This is a genomic window from Mesobacillus sp., from assembly GCF_057785455.1.
In genome coordinates, this window is sequence record NZ_JBYNSB010000007.1 from 13,653 (window position 1) to 30,029 (window position 16,377).

Here is a 16,377-nt window from a genome sequence, read left to right on the forward strand (position 1 = left end):
TTTTTAAGAAACAAGTTAAGGAGATTCAACATGCGTTTAGTTGTGCAAAGAAGCAAAGAAGCAAAAGTAACTGTAGACGGTGAAATTACCGGCTCCATTACTAAAGGGTTCGTCGTTCTTGTCGGTGTAACACATGACGATCAGAAAGAAGATGCTGCCTATCTCGCTGATAAGGTTGCCAACTTGCGAGTATTCGAGGACGAAGCAGGGAAAATGAATTTGTCCCTGCTGGAGGTTGGCGGCGAGATTCTGTCAGTTTCCCAGTTTACCCTGTATGGAGATTGCCGCAAAGGGCGGCGTCCAAACTTCATGGACGCTGCGAGACCTGAGCATGCATCAGAAATTTATGAAGCTTTCAATACTTTTTTACGAGAAAAAGGCCTGAAGGTTGAAACAGGAGTATTTGGTGCGATGATGGATGTGTCTCTGACCAATGATGGGCCAGTTACTTTGATTATTGACAGTAAATAACATAAAAGAAGGAATCCCGCAAAATGGGATTCCTTCTTTTTGCTTAATTATTTTTAAAATAACGGGCGAGGCCGTCAAAAATGCCATTGGCTACTGTTTCCTGATATTGTGGGGTATTGACCAGCATTTCTTCTGCCGGATTGCTCAGATATCCGAGTTCCAGAAGGACAGCTTTTTGCCTGTTTTCCCTGATGACATGATAGTCACCGAAGCGGACACTGCGGTCATTTAGCATTGTCCTGCTGATAACCGATGAGTGGATTTGCTCTCCAAAAGGCTTTTGAGTTGAATTGTAGTAATAGGTTGTCATTCCGCGTACGCTGCGGTCATTGGTGCTATCGTAATGTAGGCTGATAAAGGCATCCGCACCTTGATAATGTGCCGTGCTGACTCGCGAAGCAAGCGAAATGTATGAATCATTATTTCTTGTAAGGACAACGTTTGTTCCTGACGCCTTAAGCTTGTCATACAGAAGCTGGGCTGTTTTTAAGGTGAGGTTTTTCTCAAGAGTGCCTCTGACGCCCGTTGTGCCATTATCCCTTCCGCCATGTCCGGGATCGATAACAATTGTCCTGTTTTTTGTATGCTTCTCAGCGCCCGGCTTTTCGATTTGCGGTGCACTTCCAACGCTTGAAACAATCCACCCGGCAACAAAACCTGAAGTGCCATTAGGAAGTTTGATCTCGTACCAGTCATTTTTAACGCTGATGACTTCAAAGCTGTCCCCTTGGTTGGCGCGATAAATGACTGCGGTACCGGTGTCAGGCCCTTTGCGGATATTTGTGCCGTTGTGAAGGACTTTAACACTGCTGTTCTTTACAGGCTGATCAGGCGTATAAACTGGCCCTTCCTTAGTCTTATCAAAAAACCAGCCTGCTGCCCAGCCAGTTTGCCCGGGCTTGAACTCAATCTTCACCCAATTATTGGTCTCCGCGAGAATCTGGAAGCTTTGCCCCTTTGACACCATCCCAATTACCTTCCCATCAAGCGTATTGGTGTCACGCACATTGAGCTGGGATGCAGTGACTGTACCAGTAAATTGTCCTGAAACAGGTGAAGGTGAGGGCTGGTTATCAGCAGGTGCTGAACTTTGCCCAATTTTGATGAATTGAGCGCTCACATATGCTTTCTTACCTGAATATGTAATTTCGGCCCAGCCGTTAGATTGCTTGAATACTGTAACTTTTGCCCCTTTTTTAAGACTGCCAATGACTTTGGAATTAGTGGATGGCGTTTCCCTCACATTCAAAGAATCTGCAGTGATGACGCCGCTTGTATTTCCATTGCCGCTTTCGACCGAGGTTCCGGAATTATTACTGCTGCTGGATTTAATAAATTCCTTCGATACCCATCCTCGAATTGTTTTGGTTTTAATTTCAACCCAGTTGTTATTCGAGGTAAGGATTTCAACAGCTTGTCCGCTATTCAATGATCCAATCACCTGAAAAGTGGTCCCGGGGCCTTTCCGGACCCTTAAGCTATCAGCCGTTACAGTACCGCTGGCTGAACCGGAACCAGTATTGGAGGCTTTTGGCTGTGCTTGCTTGTCCAATGAAGTGAACCATTCGGCCACCCAGCCTTTTTTGCCTCCTCCAAGGCTGATTTGAATCCAATCTCCTTCCTGCTTGAGAATGGAGTATTTTTCTCCTTGTTTCACTGATCCTGCCAAAGGGTAGCTGAGTCCTGGCCCTTGTCTTACATTCAAGCTTGTTGCGGTAATCGAGACACTGCCGCTTTCTGCCTGAGCCGTATCGATTGCTGGGAGGCTTCCCAACATGAGAAACAGGCTCAGTACGGCAGGAGCCATTTTGCTTTTAGGCAAAGATTCTCCCTCCTTTTTATTTTGGCTGTATTTTAGAACCTGCTGCTGAAACATCAGCCTATTTTACCAAGCCATTTTTTTGCCCAACACTGTTTTATGTATTGCTCTTTTTAAAGAACCTCATTAAAAATATTTTACCTGAATTTTCCGGTAAAATCATGGGCTTTTTTCTTTATATCGGAAATGGGAAGGAATAATTAACTTTATTACAAAATCATGAAAAAATTTTAAAAGGATGGGAAGAATAGTTAGGAATAAACGATGGAAGGTGATTGCATGCGGTTCAGTGAAAAGGGGATGGCTTCTTTTGGTGAAAATCAATTGTTCGGAGTCGATTTCCATGATTTCATCCAGAAGGAACAGAGTTCACATATAGTTGAACTGGCTTCAGAATTCGGACTTTCATTACGAGATGTAAGAAAGTTGAAAAAACAGCTTGAGCGGTCTTGAATTCTTCTTGACATCTGAAAAATGTGTACGTATTATAATATAAATAAAATGCTATATCGAAATCATACCGTTGATGGAGCACAGTAGCCCAGAACCACATGAAAAGAGAGGAAATGCCCTGGCTGAAAGCATTTCTGCATGATGACTTGGTGAATGAACACTCCGTAGGATTTTCTCTGAAAAAGGCTTTTGCCCTTTAGTAGGAGAAGACGTATTCAGGCGTTAACTGTTAAAGAGGAAGCGCGCTCAGGCGCCTTCAATTAGGGTGGCACCACGGGAATCAAAGCTCTCGTCCCTTGTTATTAAAACAAGGGATTGGGGGCTTTTTTGCATTTCTGTAAAAAGATTGCTTGATTGAATGATTCCGGCAGTCAAATTAGTACATATTGTTTAAGGAAGTAAGAAGGAGGATGTATTGTGGCTAATCAAATCAATATACCGCGCGGAACACAAGATATATTGCCAGGCCAGACTGAAAAATGGCAGCTGATCGAAGAAAAGGCCAGAGAGCTATGTGAAAGATACCAATACCAGGAGATTCGGACTCCGATTTTTGAGCATACAGAATTATTTAAGCGTGGAGTCGGCGATACGACAGATATCGTTCAGAAGGAGATGTATACCTTTACCGACAGAGGGGACCGAAGCCTGACGCTAAGACCTGAAGGAACTGCAGCCGCTGTCCGTTCTTTCGTCGAAAATAAGATGTTCGGTAATCCAAATCAGCCTGTAAAGCTTTATTATATGGGGCCAATGTTCAGATACGAACGACCGCAGGCTGGCCGTTTCCGCCAGTTCGTGCAATTCGGTGTGGAAGCAATGGGAAGCGCTGATCCAGCAATTGACGCGGAAGTGATTTCACTTGCAATGTCCATCTACCAGGAGCTTGGGCTAAAGAAGCTTAAGCTGGTAGTCAACAGCCTTGGAGATAAAGAAAGCCGACAGGCACATCGGGATGCCCTGGTAAATCATTTCCAGCCGCGCATCGGGGAGTTCTGTAAGGATTGCCAAAACCGGCTGGAAAAGAATCCAATGCGCATTTTGGATTGCAAGGCAGACCGCGACCATGAACTGATGAAGTCAGCTCCATCCATTCTTGAATATTTAACTGAAGATTCAGCTCAGTACTTCAATAAGGTTACGAAGTATTTGACGGATTTGGGAATTCAGTTTGAAGTCGATGCGAATCTTGTTCGCGGACTCGATTATTATAATCACACGGCATTTGAAATCATGAGCAATGCAGAAGGATTCGGCGCAATCACCACCCTTTGCGGAGGCGGAAGGTACAATGGACTTGTTGAGGAAATCGGCGGGCCTGAAACTCCGGGAATCGGCTTTGCTCTTAGCATTGAGAGATTGCTTTCTGCACTTGATGCAGAGGGTGTGGAGCTGCCGGTCAAGACAGGTATCGATTGTTACCTTGTTTCACTAGGAGATACCGCAAAGGATTACACTGTCGGCCTTCTCCACAAATTGAGGGGTGCAGGATTTTCGGCAGAACGGGATTATCTTGACCGTAAAATAAAAGCCCAGTTCAAAGCAGCTGACAGACTGAACGCAAGGTATGTAGCTGTCCTGGGTGAAGATGAACTGAAAGAAAATAAAATCAATCTAAAATCGATGGCAAATGGTGAGCAGGTTGAGCTGCCGCTTGAAGACTTTATTGAAAAATTCCGGGAGATTTGCAAGTAGAGGGGGACTTTAGATGTTTGGGAGAACATATTTTTGCGGTGAAGTAACAGAAAAGGCAATTGGTGAAAAGGTAACATTGAAGGGTTGGGTGCAAAAGCGCCGAGATCTTGGGGGGCTAATTTTCATCGACCTGCGTGACAGAACGGGAATCGTCCAGATTGTCCTGAATCCTGATGTCTCGCCTGAAGCGCTTAAAATTGCCGAGAAGGTGCGGACAGAATACGTACTTGATGTAAAAGGCACAGTCCTTGCCCGTGGTGAAGGGACCATTAATGAGAATATCAAAACCGGTAAAATTGAAGTACAGGCTGAGGAACTTACGATTATAAATGAGGCGAAAACAACTCCCTTTGTCATTGCTGACAAGACAGACGTATCTGAAGATGTCCGCCTGAAATACCGTTACCTTGACCTTCGACGTCCGGTAATGTTTGAAACGTTTAAAATGAGGCATCAAGTGACAAAAGCGATCCGTGATTTCCTTGATGGCGAGGGCTTCCTGGATGTAGAAACACCGATTTTAACAAAAAGCACTCCAGAAGGAGCAAGGGATTATCTTGTGCCAAGCCGTGTTCATCCTGGTGAGTTTTACGCGCTGCCTCAGTCACCGCAGCTTTTCAAGCAGCTGATGATGGTCGGCGGATTTGAACGTTATTACCAGATTGCCCGCTGTTTCCGTGATGAAGACTTACGTGCGGACCGCCAGCCTGAATTCACCCAGGTGGACATCGAGACAAGCTTCATGAGCCAGGAAGATATCCTTGGGATGACCGAAAAAATGATGCAGAAGGTCATGAAGGATGTCAAAGGCATTGACATGCCTGCACCATTCCCGCGCATGAGCTATGATGAGGCAATGAGCAGATATGGATCCGACAAGCCTGATACGCGCTTTGGAATGGAATTGACGGACCTGTCCGAAACAGTAAAAGATTCTGGGTTCAAGGTGTTCGCGTCAGCGGTTGAAAATGGCGGCCAGGTAAAAGCAATCAATGTTAAAGGGGCAGCCGGAAATTATTCCCGCAAGGATATCGATGCCCTTACAGAATTTGTGTCCGTGTATGGTGCAAAAGGCCTTGCCTGGCTGAAGGCAGAAGAAGATGGCCTTAAAGGACCTATCTCCAAATTCTTTGCTGAGGAAGACCAGCAGGCCTTGAAGGAAAAGCTTGACATTGAAGCTGGTGACCTTCTACTATTCGTTGCAGACAAGAAAAGCGTGGTTGCTGATGCACTTGGTGCCCTGCGCTTAAAGCTTGGAAAAGAGCTCGGTTTGATTGATCAGAGCAAGTTCAACTTCCTGTGGATCACTGACTGGCCGTTATTGGAATTCGATGAAGAGGCAGACCGCTACTTTGCTGCCCACCATCCATTCACAATGCCAGTACGTGAGGACATCTCGCTGCTTGACAGCGACCCTTCCAGTGTAAAAGCACAGGCATATGATCTTGTATTGAATGGTTATGAATTGGGCGGAGGCTCCTTAAGGATTTTTGAACGTGAAGTACAGGAAAAAATGTTCTCAGTCCTTGGGTTCACAAAAGAACAGGCGGTAGAGCAATTCGGCTTCCTGCTTGAAGCTTTTGAATACGGTACACCACCGCATGGCGGAATCGCCCTTGGCCTGGACAGAATGGTGATGCTGCTCGCGGGACGTTCGAACTTGCGTGACACAATCGCATTCCCGAAAACAGCCAGCGCGAGCGACCTGCTGACAGATGCTCCTGGGGAAGTAAGCACTGCACAGCTTGATGAGCTTCACCTTGCGTTAAATGTCAAAAAAGACCAATAATATCCATTAGCCATATTCTTGAACTTCAGCTGATGCTGTGTTATTATACTAACAACAGATGAAGAGTCCTGATGTGTTCGTTGTATAACCTGAAGTTTTGACCTAACATTTTTCCTTCGGGAGTCCGCGTTTTCGGGCCGCGTAAATGCCTCTGGCTAGAGGACTTACAGAAATCCGGAACAGGGCACCCACCTGCTGAGAGCGGGTTCAAGACGAAGGCATCCAAAACGACGGCACGATTGGGACTCTTCCTACATAATGAAGCTAAAACCATGCTGATGCATGGTTTTTTTGTTTGTCCTTTCAAACTAAGAGATTTTACAATATTCTATTATGGGAAGGAAATGAGTATTTGAAGTAAGATTGAGGCAATTAGGTATGATTTAACATACACATTAATTCCTATAAAAATACTTGAATTTAATACAGAGTATGTTATATTCAAAAGCGGGTATAGATATTAACATTAATTCAATGTTTGGAGTGAATCATATGCTTCATCAATTTTCAAGAAATGAGCTGGCCATTGGCAAAGAAGGCCTTGATATAATGAAGAATAGTACAGTAGCAGTTTTGGGTATCGGCGGCGTTGGATCGTTTGCTGCAGAAGCATTGGCCAGATCAGGAGTAGGCAAGCTAGTGCTGATTGATAAGGATGATGTTGATATTACCAATGTCAACCGACAGCTTATCGCATTGCTATCAACAGTCGGAAAACAAAAGGTAGAAGTGATGAAGGACAGGATCAAGGACATTAATCCTGACTGCGAAGTGATTGCACTGAAGATGTTTTACACAGAAGAAACCTATGAAGAGATTTTTGGCTATGATCTTGATTTTATCGTCGATGCTTCAGATACGATTTCATATAAAATCCACCTTATTAAAGAAGCGCTGAATCGCGGGATACCGATGATTTCCAGCATGGGTGCAGCGAATAAAATGGATCCGACCCGATTTAAAATCGCTGATATATTTAAGACACATACTGATCCGCTGGCAAAAGTAATTCGGACTCGTTTGAAAAAGGAAGGAATCAAAAAAGGGATTCCGGTCGTATTTTCGGATGAAAGCCCGATTGTCATCAGGGAGGACGTCCGCAAAGAGGTAGGCAATGACAATGCGGAAATCCGCAAAGCAAAAATGCCGCCATCATCCAATGCATTTGTCCCATCAGTAGCTGGTTTGATCATGGCCAGCCATGTTGTTAGGGAACTCCTTAAGGACATAGAGATTAAACGGGTTAACAGCTGAATATAAAAATATAGCGGAAGGGCTGCAGCCCTTCCGCTTATTTCTTCCCGACAATTTTATCATAAATCGTTGACAGTGCCTGTTCGAACTTGCCTGTCTTCTTCGGCTTGTAGTACACCTTATTTTTGATCCTGTCAGGCAGGTATTGCTGTTTGACCCATCCGCCTTCATAGTCATGGGGATACAAATAGTCAATGCCTCTCCCAAGATCCTTGGCACCTTTATAGTGTGCATCCCGAAGATGGTCTGGAACCTCGCCGCTGATGCCTGACCGGACATCTGCCAGTGCGGAATCGATTGCCATGATGGCAGAATTGGATTTTGGTGAAAGGCATAGCTCAATGACCGCATTTGCCAAAGGGATTCTGGCTTCCGGGAATCCGACTCTTTCCGCAGCCTCAATCGCTGCGAGCGTCCTTTGCCCAGCCTGTGGACTGGCGAGGCCGATATCTTCATAGGCGATGATGAGAAGGCGACGATTGATGCTTACCAAATCTCCTGCTTCAATCAATCTGCCAAGATAGTGCAGTGCTGCGTTAACATCACTGCCGCGGATTGATTTTTGGAAGCCGGACAGAACATCATAATGGGCATCGCCGTCTTTATCGTGGGCAAGGCTTTTTTTCTGCATGCATTCCTCGGCAGTATCCTCATCTATCATAATTTGTCCATCTTCATTCGGTTGGGTGGACAGTACCGCGAGCTCAAGCGCGTTCAGGGAGCTCCGGACATCGCCGCCCGATGCTGTCGCGAAATGGTTCAGTGCAGCATCAGAGATTGAAATCTTTAAGTTTCCCAGACCTCTTTCTTCATCTTCGATCGCTCTTCTCAAGGCGATTTTTAGGTCATTAGGTTCCAGCGGCTTCAACTCGAAGATCTGGCATCTGCTGCGGATTGCCGGGTTTATAGCATGGTATGGATTGCTGGTCGTCGCACCGATCAGAACAATCATCCCATTTTCAAGGTAAGGAAGGAGGAAGTCCTGCTTTGCCTTGTCAAGCCGGTGTACTTCATCAAGAAGGAGGATCACTTTCCCCGACATTTTTGCTTCGGCGGCCACTACCTCCATATCCTTTTTATTGTTGGTCACGGCATTAAGGGTCCTGAAGGCAAAATTTGTGCTGCCGGCGATAGCACTTGCAATTGATGTCTTCCCGATCCCAGGCGGCCCGTAGAGGATCATCGTGGATAACTGCCGTGCCTTGACCATTCTATTTATGATTTTTCCTTCTGCGACAAGATGGGCCTGCCCGATCACTTCATCAACTGTGCGCGGCCTCATCCTGAAAGCTAGAGGTTTAAGGTTCATTACCATCGCTCCAATGAAACATATATTCGTATATATACAATAACATAAACTGGCCGCTGGCGCATTCACCACGCAATTTATGCTATAATGTCAAAAGCCTACCTATTGACTAAGGATTTTGATAAAATCTAAATATAAATGCCATATGGGGCATAATGATGATAATTAGAAAAACCAAATTATTTATGATGTAAATGCAAACCCACTTTAAAGCATTAACGCAGTGGGGGTCAGACCCCCGGCGCTTTAGAGTGTTAAAGTATTGGATTGGGGTGTGTTTTATGAAGATTTCTACTAAGGGCCGGTATGGGTTGACGATCATGATTGAGCTGGCGAAGAAGTATGGGGAAGGTCCTATTTCCCTGAAGTCTATTGCGCAGACTAATGATTTATCGGAGCATTATTTGGAGCAGCTTGTGGCACCGCTCCGGAATGCCGGGCTGGTCAAGAGCATCCGCGGGGCATACGGCGGCTACGTCCTGGGTGATTTGCCATCAAAGATTTCTGCCGGTGACATCATCAGGGTGTTGGAAGGCCCAATCAGCATTGTCGAAGGAATTGAGGATGAGGAGCCTGCAAAGCGGGAGCTTTGGACTCGCATCAGAGATGCTGTAAAGGATGTACTCGATAACACAACGATCGAGGACCTGGCAAATCATACAGACAACTTCGGCGAATCAGACGCTTACATGTTTTATATTTAATTGAACTTTTTAATAGAACTTTCACATATGAAAAACTCCTGAAGAGAGGGTATGAAGTTGGAAAGAATATACTTGGACCATGCAGCAACTACACCAATGCACCCAGAGGTTTTATCAGCGATGGTCAAGGTGCTGGAGGCGGAGTTTGGCAATCCATCCAGCATCCACCACTTTGGCCGTGAAGCGCGCAAAATACTGGATGACACCCGTCATGAGCTTGCACAAAGCATAGGAACGAAAGCGAATAATATCATCTTTACAAGCGGCGGAACGGAAGCGGATAACCTTGCAATCATAGGATATGCTGAAAATAATCGTACAAAGGGAAGCCATATCATTACTAGCCAAATCGAGCATCATGCAGTCCTTCATAGCTGTGAAGAGCTTGAGAAACGCGGCTTCGAGGTGACCTATCTTCCTGTGGATGAAAATGGCATGATAGCGGTTGATGCGGTACAGAGCGCACTAAGGGAAGATACCATTCTTGTGACAATCATGCATGGCAACAACGAGGTTGGCACAATCCAGCCAATTCGCGAAATTGCTGGACTGCTGTCAGAGCACCAGGCAGTCTTCCATACAGATGCAGTCCAGGCATACGGAATAGAAAAAATAGATGTGGATGACTTAAAAGTGGATTTATTATCGGTATCTGCCCATAAAATCAACGGACCAAAGGGTGTAGGTTTCCTGTATATCCGCGATGGAATCAAGCTGGCACGCCAGCTTTTCGGCGGCGAGCAGGAAAGAAAAAGGCGTGCCGGAACAGAAAATGTGGCAGCCATTGCCGGATTCCGCAAAGCTGTGGAAATCTCACAGAATGAGCTGGAAAGCAAGCGGAACACCTACAATGAGTTCAGGAATGTTTTTATCGATAAACTCGAAACGAGCGGAATCTCCTTCCAGCGGAACGGAATACTTGATAAATCACTGCCTCATATTTTAAACTTAAGCTTTCCAGGAACAAATGTCGAAGCAATGCTTGTCAATCTTGACCTGGCTGGAATCGCTGCATCGAGCGGTTCTGCTTGCACAGCGGGTTCGATCGATCCCTCACATGTGCTGGTCGCGATGTACGGAAAAGAATCTGACCGTTTAACCAATTCGATCCGTTTCAGTTTTGGCTTGAATAATACAAGAGAACAGGTCGAAAAAGCTGCCGAGGAAACAGCTAAAATCGTTCAGAGACTATCGAAGAAAAGATAGCATCAATAGATATAAAGTTTTTGCAGAAAAGAGGTGAAGCATAATGGAAAAATCACCGAAGGATACACGAGTGGTGGTTGGAATGTCTGGCGGAGTTGACTCTTCAGTTGCAGCATTGCTATTGAAGGAGCAGGGCTATGACGTCATCGGGATCTTCATGAAAAACTGGGATGATACAGATGAGAATGGCGTGTGTACGGCAACAGAGGATTACGAGGATGTAATCCGGGTCTGCAACCAGATCGGCATTCCATATTATGCAGTTAATTTTGAAAAACAATATTGGGATAAGGTATTCACATACTTCCTCGATGAATATAAAGCCGGCAGGACGCCGAACCCAGATGTAATGTGCAACAAGGAAATCAAGTTCAAGGCCTTCCTTGAGCATGCGATCAACCTGGGAGCAGATTATCTGGCAACTGGCCACTATGCACGGGTTGAGGACCGTGATGGCGAGCGCAAGATGCTCCGCGGCCTTGATGAGAATAAGGACCAGACATATTTCCTGAACCAGCTGAGCCAAAGCCAGATTGAAAAAGTCTTGTTCCCTATTGGAAACCTGGAGAAATCAAAAGTAAGGGAACTGGCTCTGGAAGCAAACCTTGCGACTGCCACCAAGAAAGACAGTACCGGCATTTGCTTTATCGGCGAAAGGAACTTCAAGGAGTTTCTTGGGAACTATCTGCCGGCACAGCCAGGCAATATGGAAACGATGGACGGAGAGGTAAAAGGGAAGCATGACGGTTTGATGTATTACACGATCGGCCAGCGCCAGGGCCTTGGAATCGGCGGTTCAGGCGAGCCTTGGTTTGTTGTCGGTAAAGACCTTGAACGGAATGTTTTGCTGGTTGAACAGGGCTTCCATAATGAACTGCTTTATTCAGACAGCATTACAGCTGTGAATATCGGCTTTGTATCTGACAGGCAAAAGCCGTCGAAATTTGAATGTACAGCGAAATTCCGTTACCGCCAGCCAGATAATGAGGTGACGGTTGAGCTTCAGGACGACGGAACAGCTAAGGTGTTCTTCAAGGAACCAATCAGGGCTGTAACTCCTGGACAAGCAGTCGTATTTTATGACGGTGAAGAATGTCTCGGTGGCGGTACGATTGATCAAATCTTCAAGGATGGCCAGAGACTGACGTATGTTGGCTAATATGCTATTTACTCCCCGGCGGGATGGACCGCCGGGGTTTCTTGCATGACAACCCTTCTCTAAAAATATAGATGTTTATGGTATACTTGCATGGAGAAATGGAGTGGTATTGATGGATAAAAACCAGACTGGAATCCAGTTTATGAAGGAAGGAAAATGGGAAGAAGCGGCTAAGGCTTTTATGGAAGCCATTGAAGAGACGCCAGCCGATCCTGTAGCATACATAAATTTCGGGAATGTCCTGACAGCCGTCGGCGATAATGAAAGAGCTTTGAATTTTTATGATAAGGCAATCAGCCTTGATGAGGACGCGACTGCTGCATACTACAGCAAAGGCGGCCTGTACTATGACCAGCAGGATTTTGAGGAAGCCAGGAAGATGTTTGAAACAGCATTGAAAAAAGGGCTTGAGACTGGGGATAATTTCTTCATGCTGGGCATGAGCCTTGCGCAAAACGGCAACAGCAGGCTGGCTTTGCCATATCTGCAGAGAAGCACAGAGCTGCTAGAGGATGATGCGGAAGCAAACTTCCAGTATGGACTCTGTCTTGCTCGGGAAGGTTTCATTGATGAAGCGATCGTCAGCCTGGAAAAGGCAACAGAACTTAATCCTTCTCATGCGGACGCTCTTTATAATCTTGGGGTTGCGTACGGCTATAAAGAAGATGCTGAAAAAGCGCTCGAAATGTTCGATCGCGCACTTGAAATACAGCCTGATCACCTGCTTGCAGGTCACGGAAAGAAATTGATCGAAGGACAAAATCTGCAATAGGACTCATTTAGCTGCGGAAAGGGGGAATACCATTTGGAAAAACAAGACACGATGGATTTGTTTTCTGAACAAGGGAAATTCATCAAGGGCAAGCATCTTGTCACCATTTTTCACAACGAGCAAAACCTTTATACTGTCCTGAGGATACGGGTTGAGGAAACGAATGAACAATATGAAGATAAAGAGGCTGTTGTAACAGGGTACTTCCCCCGGATCCATGAGCAGGAAACATATGTGTTTTTTGGCGAAATTAAAGAACATCCAAAATTCGGAACACAGTTTCAGGCGACACATTTCCGCAAGGACCTTCCGCAATCAAAACAAGGAATCGTAAGCTATTTATCGAGTGATCTATTCAAAGGCATCGGGAAAAAAACAGCAGAAAAAATAGTCGATACACTCGGGGAACGGGCAATCACCCGCATCATCGAAAACCCTTCCGTACTGGACCAGATTCCAAAGCTGGCGCCTGAAAAAGCAAAGGATCTGTACGATACGCTAATGGAGCACCAGGGCCTTGAACAGGTAATGGTTGCTCTTAATCAATACGGCTTCGGGCCGCAGCTTTCGATGAAAATTTATCAGGTTTATAAAGAGCAGGCAATCGACATCATTCAGAGCAATCCTTACAAACTTGTTGAGGATGTAGAGGGCATTGGTTTCGGGCGTGCAGATGAACTTGGAAGCCAGCTTGGCTTGACAGGCAATCACCCGGAGCGCATAAAGGCCGCTTGCCTCTATACCCTTGAAAATTCAAGCATCCAGGGCGGTCATGTGTTCATGGAAGCAGAATCATTGCTCATGGATGTGAAAAAGCTTCTTGAGGATAACCAAAATTTCGAAATCCAGTTCACGGATATATCCAGGGAAATTGTCAAGCTGGGGGAAGAAGGCAAGCTTAAAGCAGAAGGACAGAAAATCTATCTGCCCTCGCTTTATTTTTCCGAAAAAGGGCTGGTCAAAAACATACACCGGATACTTGAACAGAAAGAGTATGAAAACCAGTTTCCTGAATCCGAGTTCCTGCTAGCGCTGGGCAACCTCGAGGAGCGATTGGGAGTCCAATATGGCCCAAGCCAAAAAGAAGCAATCCAAACCGCGTTGATGTCACCAATGATGATACTCACTGGAGGACCAGGCACCGGGAAAACAACTGTCATAAAAGGGATTGTCGAGCTCTACGCGGAGCTGCATGGCTGTTCGCTCGATCCAAAAGACTATAAGAAGGAAGAGCCATATCCCTTCTTGCTCGCCGCGCCAACTGGCCGTGCTGCCAAAAGGATGACAGAATCGACCGGGCTCCCAGCTGTGACCATCCATCGCCTGTTGAGATGGAATGGAGCGGAAGGCTTCGAGCATAATGAGGATCAGCCGCTCGCGGGTAAAATCTTAATTATAGATGAAACTTCGATGGTTGATATCTGGCTTGCCCATCAGTTGTTTAAATCCCTCCCTGACAATATCCAGGTGATAGTCGTAGGGGATGAGGACCAGCTGCCTTCTGTTGGGCCGGGCCAGGTGCTGAAGGATTTGCTTGATTCTGGCAGGATTCCTACAGTCCGTTTGACCGATATTTACAGGCAGGCAGAGGGCTCCTCCATCATAGAACTGGCACACCAAATCAAAAAAGGCTTCCTCCCGGACAGTATTTCTGCACAGCAGCCTGACCGATCTTTTATAAAATGCAATACGAGCCAGATTCCGCAGGTAGTGGAACAGGTCGTCGCCAATGCCAAGAAAAAGGGATACTCCCCAAAAAATATCCAGGTGCTTGCGCCAATGTACCGCGGTCCTGCCGGAATTGACCGCCTGAACGAGCTTTTGCAGGAATTATTCAATCCAAATCCGGATGGAACCCGCAAAGAGCTTGCATTCGGTGATATCAAGTACCGTATCGGCGACAAAGTGCTCCAGCTCGTCAATCAGCCGGAGGCTAATGTGTTTAACGGCGATATGGGCGAGGTCGTGGCCATTTTTTATGCAAAAGAAAATACAGAAAAACAGGACCAGCTTATCGTTTCCTTTGATGGAATCGAAGTCACCTACAATCGTCCGGATTTATCCCAGATAACGCATGCTTATTGCTGTTCTGTACATAAATCCCAGGGCAGTGAGTTTCCAATCGTGGTCCTTCCAGTCGTAAAAAGCTATTACAGGATGCTGCGAAGGAATCTGATCTATACGGCGATCACCAGAAGCAAGCAGTTCCTGATCCTCGTTGGTGAAGAAGATGCCCTGCGGATGGGAATTGAACGCGGCGAAGACACGGCGCGCAATACAACGCTGGTACAAAGGCTTACAGAGGACCTGCCAGTATTAGGAGAGCAGCCTGAACGTAACGCAGATGCTAATCTGGATTCACCAAAGGAACCAATGCAGCCGTCAAAAAGCAAAACAGTTAAAGAGAAAGACGGAGTTGACTACCTGGAGATAATCAGGAAAGCTGACCCAATGATCGGAATGGAGAACGTAAGTCCATATGATTTCTTGGAGGAGAGCGGAAACTGATGTATGGATTTATATAACCCGCGATATTGGCGGGTTTTTCTTTTTAAGTGCAATCATGCTATCCCTTAACCTGAAAACCTCAATGGAAAACGTTACAGCTCATTTTTACAGCAGGGGAGTGCAAACTAAAAATGTTCGGAAAGGCGGGACACACTTTTGCGGACATTTTCATTATTAAAGGGTCTTCCTGTTTATGAGCTGGCGGGTGGAAAGAAACTGGGCGAAGTTTGTGATGTGAGCATTTCAAGCGGTGGAAGCGTAGTAGGCTTACTTGTTAAAAAAGGTGCGTTCATCAAAAAAACTTATCAAATCAAGATCTCCGCTGTCTCTTCTTTTGGAGCTGATGGGATCATGGTCAACTGCCAGTCTGCTTTGGAAGAGCTGGAATCTCAGCCTGAATATACTTTTGAGCACAACCAGAGCCTTGCCGGAAAAAAACTTCTGTCAAAGGAAGGCGAGCAGCTTGGCCTGTTGGAAGATGTATATTTTATGGAAGAAGTGGGGACAATCGTAGGGTACGAATTAACGGATGGCTTTTTTTCGGATATCGCGAATGGAAAGCGTGTGATCAAGTCCATTGATCCCCCTGCAATCGGAAAGGATGCCATCATCGTCACTGTAAAATCGAGATGAGGTGTCCCTATGTTAAGTTGTCCCAATTGCAGAAGCAAAGATATAGGCAAAATTGGCATCAACCAGTATTATTGCTGGAACTGCTTTATTGAACTATCGCTCTCCAAAGGTTTGATCCATACCCATCAGGTAGAAGAAGACGGAACTTTAAGCTCGCTTGATGACTTGTTTGATGAAGATCAACGTCAATATGGCATGTAAAAAATAAATTAAGAGGTGAAACACATGAACAAAATGTTAACCTCCGCAATTGCATTTGGCGCTGGCATGGCGGCTTATAATTATGCTTCCGGCAATAATATGATGTCAGGAAGGAAAATGAGAAGGCTGTCCAAAAAAGTAACGAAAGCTTTATTTTAAAATAGGCTCTGTTAAGGCTGAATTGTTGATTTTAAACCTGTTGATTGCAGTGAAAGGCGCGAAGACTCCTTCGGGATGAAGCGGGACAGGTGAGACCCCGCAGGAGCGCAGCGACGAGTTATTATGAACGAAACTAGCTCCTTACTCGTAAATTCGTAGGTTAATCTGGTTAGAATGTTTACTGGAAAGAAAACATACCCAAATCAGAGCTACATTACGGAAGGAGCTAGTCATTATGAAGGATA

15 protein-coding genes, 1 other RNA gene and 1 other annotated feature are annotated in these 16,377 nt (G+C 45.6%); of the genes, 14 read left to right on the forward strand and 2 right to left on the reverse strand.

All coding sequences use genetic code 11. From position 1 onward, the window contains the following. The first annotated feature begins 30 nt into the window (after positions 1-30). Entirely contained in the window at positions 31-471 is a 441-nt protein-coding gene (gene dtd / locus AC3EBE_RS01905) for a D-aminoacyl-tRNA deacylase (protein ID WP_488593339.1), read from the forward strand. Between the two features lie 43 nt (positions 472-514). On the opposite strand, the gene AC3EBE_RS01910 is transcribed toward dtd, so the two are convergent. Beyond that, the gene (locus AC3EBE_RS01910) at positions 515-2,293 is read right to left on the reverse strand and encodes an N-acetylmuramoyl-L-alanine amidase family protein (protein ID WP_488593340.1); all 1,779 of its coding nucleotides are present in this window, start codon (positions 2,291-2,293) and stop codon (positions 515-517) included. Positions 2,294-2,569: 276 nt separating this feature from the next. Here AC3EBE_RS01910 and AC3EBE_RS01915 point away from each other — a divergent pair, with 276 nt between their 5' ends. The 5 genes from AC3EBE_RS01915 (at position 2,570) to AC3EBE_RS01935 (ending at position 7,481) form a co-directional block, all read left to right on the forward strand. After that, entirely contained in the window at positions 2,570-2,743 is a 174-nt protein-coding gene (locus AC3EBE_RS01915) for a hypothetical protein (protein WP_488593341.1), read from the forward strand. 61 nt (positions 2,744-2,804) lie between these two features. Beyond that, positions 2,805-3,043, forward strand: a binding site (T-box leader). 117 nt (positions 3,044-3,160) lie between these two features. Further along, positions 3,161-4,438, forward strand: a complete 1,278-nt coding sequence (gene hisS, locus AC3EBE_RS01920) for a histidine--tRNA ligase (protein ID WP_488593342.1) — start codon at positions 3,161-3,163, stop codon at positions 4,436-4,438. Between the two features lie 13 nt (positions 4,439-4,451). Beyond that, positions 4,452-6,227, forward strand: a complete 1,776-nt coding sequence (gene aspS / locus AC3EBE_RS01925) for an aspartate--tRNA ligase (protein WP_488593343.1) — start codon at positions 4,452-4,454, stop codon at positions 6,225-6,227. Positions 6,228-6,289: 62 nt separating this feature from the next. After that, a non-coding RNA gene (ssrS, locus tag AC3EBE_RS01930) (6S RNA) lies at positions 6,290-6,477 on the forward strand. A 242-nt stretch (positions 6,478-6,719) separates the two neighbouring features. Further along, complete coding sequence (locus AC3EBE_RS01935; RefSeq protein ID WP_488593344.1) at positions 6,720-7,481, forward strand: tRNA threonylcarbamoyladenosine dehydratase; 762 nt, start codon at positions 6,720-6,722, stop codon at positions 7,479-7,481. Positions 7,482-7,518: 37 nt separating this feature from the next. Here the strand turns inward: AC3EBE_RS01935 and AC3EBE_RS01940 are convergent, their stop codons facing one another. Then, on the reverse strand, positions 7,519-8,790 hold the full coding sequence (locus AC3EBE_RS01940; protein WP_488593345.1) for a replication-associated recombination protein A: 1,272 nt from the start codon (positions 8,788-8,790) through the stop codon (positions 7,519-7,521). Between the two features lie 281 nt (positions 8,791-9,071). Here AC3EBE_RS01940 and cymR point away from each other — a divergent pair, with 281 nt between their 5' ends. The 8 genes from cymR (at position 9,072) to AC3EBE_RS01980 (ending at position 16,132) form a co-directional block, all read left to right on the forward strand. Further along, the gene (gene cymR / locus AC3EBE_RS01945) at positions 9,072-9,494 is read left to right on the forward strand and encodes a cysteine metabolism transcriptional regulator CymR (protein WP_488593346.1); all 423 of its coding nucleotides are present in this window, start codon (positions 9,072-9,074) and stop codon (positions 9,492-9,494) included. A 57-nt stretch (positions 9,495-9,551) separates the two neighbouring features. After that, on the forward strand, positions 9,552-10,700 hold the full coding sequence (locus tag AC3EBE_RS01950; RefSeq protein WP_488593347.1) for a cysteine desulfurase family protein: 1,149 nt from the start codon (positions 9,552-9,554) through the stop codon (positions 10,698-10,700). A gap of 43 nt (positions 10,701-10,743) precedes the next feature. Beyond that, positions 10,744-11,859, forward strand: coding sequence for a tRNA 2-thiouridine(34) synthase MnmA (mnmA, locus tag AC3EBE_RS01955; protein ID WP_488593348.1), 1,116 nt, complete (start codon positions 10,744-10,746; stop codon positions 11,857-11,859). A gap of 112 nt (positions 11,860-11,971) precedes the next feature. Further along, positions 11,972-12,631, forward strand: coding sequence for a tetratricopeptide repeat protein (locus AC3EBE_RS01960; protein ID WP_488593349.1), 660 nt, complete (start codon positions 11,972-11,974; stop codon positions 12,629-12,631). A 33-nt stretch (positions 12,632-12,664) separates the two neighbouring features. Beyond that, the gene (gene recD2 / locus AC3EBE_RS01965) at positions 12,665-15,139 is read left to right on the forward strand and encodes an SF1B family DNA helicase RecD2 (RefSeq protein WP_488593350.1); all 2,475 of its coding nucleotides are present in this window, start codon (positions 12,665-12,667) and stop codon (positions 15,137-15,139) included. 156 nt (positions 15,140-15,295) lie between these two features. Beyond that, a complete protein-coding gene (locus AC3EBE_RS01970; RefSeq protein WP_488593351.1) occupies positions 15,296-15,772 on the forward strand; it encodes a PRC-barrel domain-containing protein in 477 nt (158 codons plus the stop codon). Between the two features lie 9 nt (positions 15,773-15,781). Continuing rightward, complete coding sequence (locus AC3EBE_RS01975; protein ID WP_207500111.1) at positions 15,782-15,973, forward strand: hypothetical protein; 192 nt, start codon at positions 15,782-15,784, stop codon at positions 15,971-15,973. Positions 15,974-15,997: 24 nt separating this feature from the next. Next, positions 15,998-16,132, forward strand: a complete 135-nt coding sequence (locus AC3EBE_RS01980; RefSeq protein WP_488593352.1) for a YrzQ family protein — start codon at positions 15,998-16,000, stop codon at positions 16,130-16,132. The last annotated feature ends 245 nt before the right edge of the window (positions 16,133-16,377 follow it).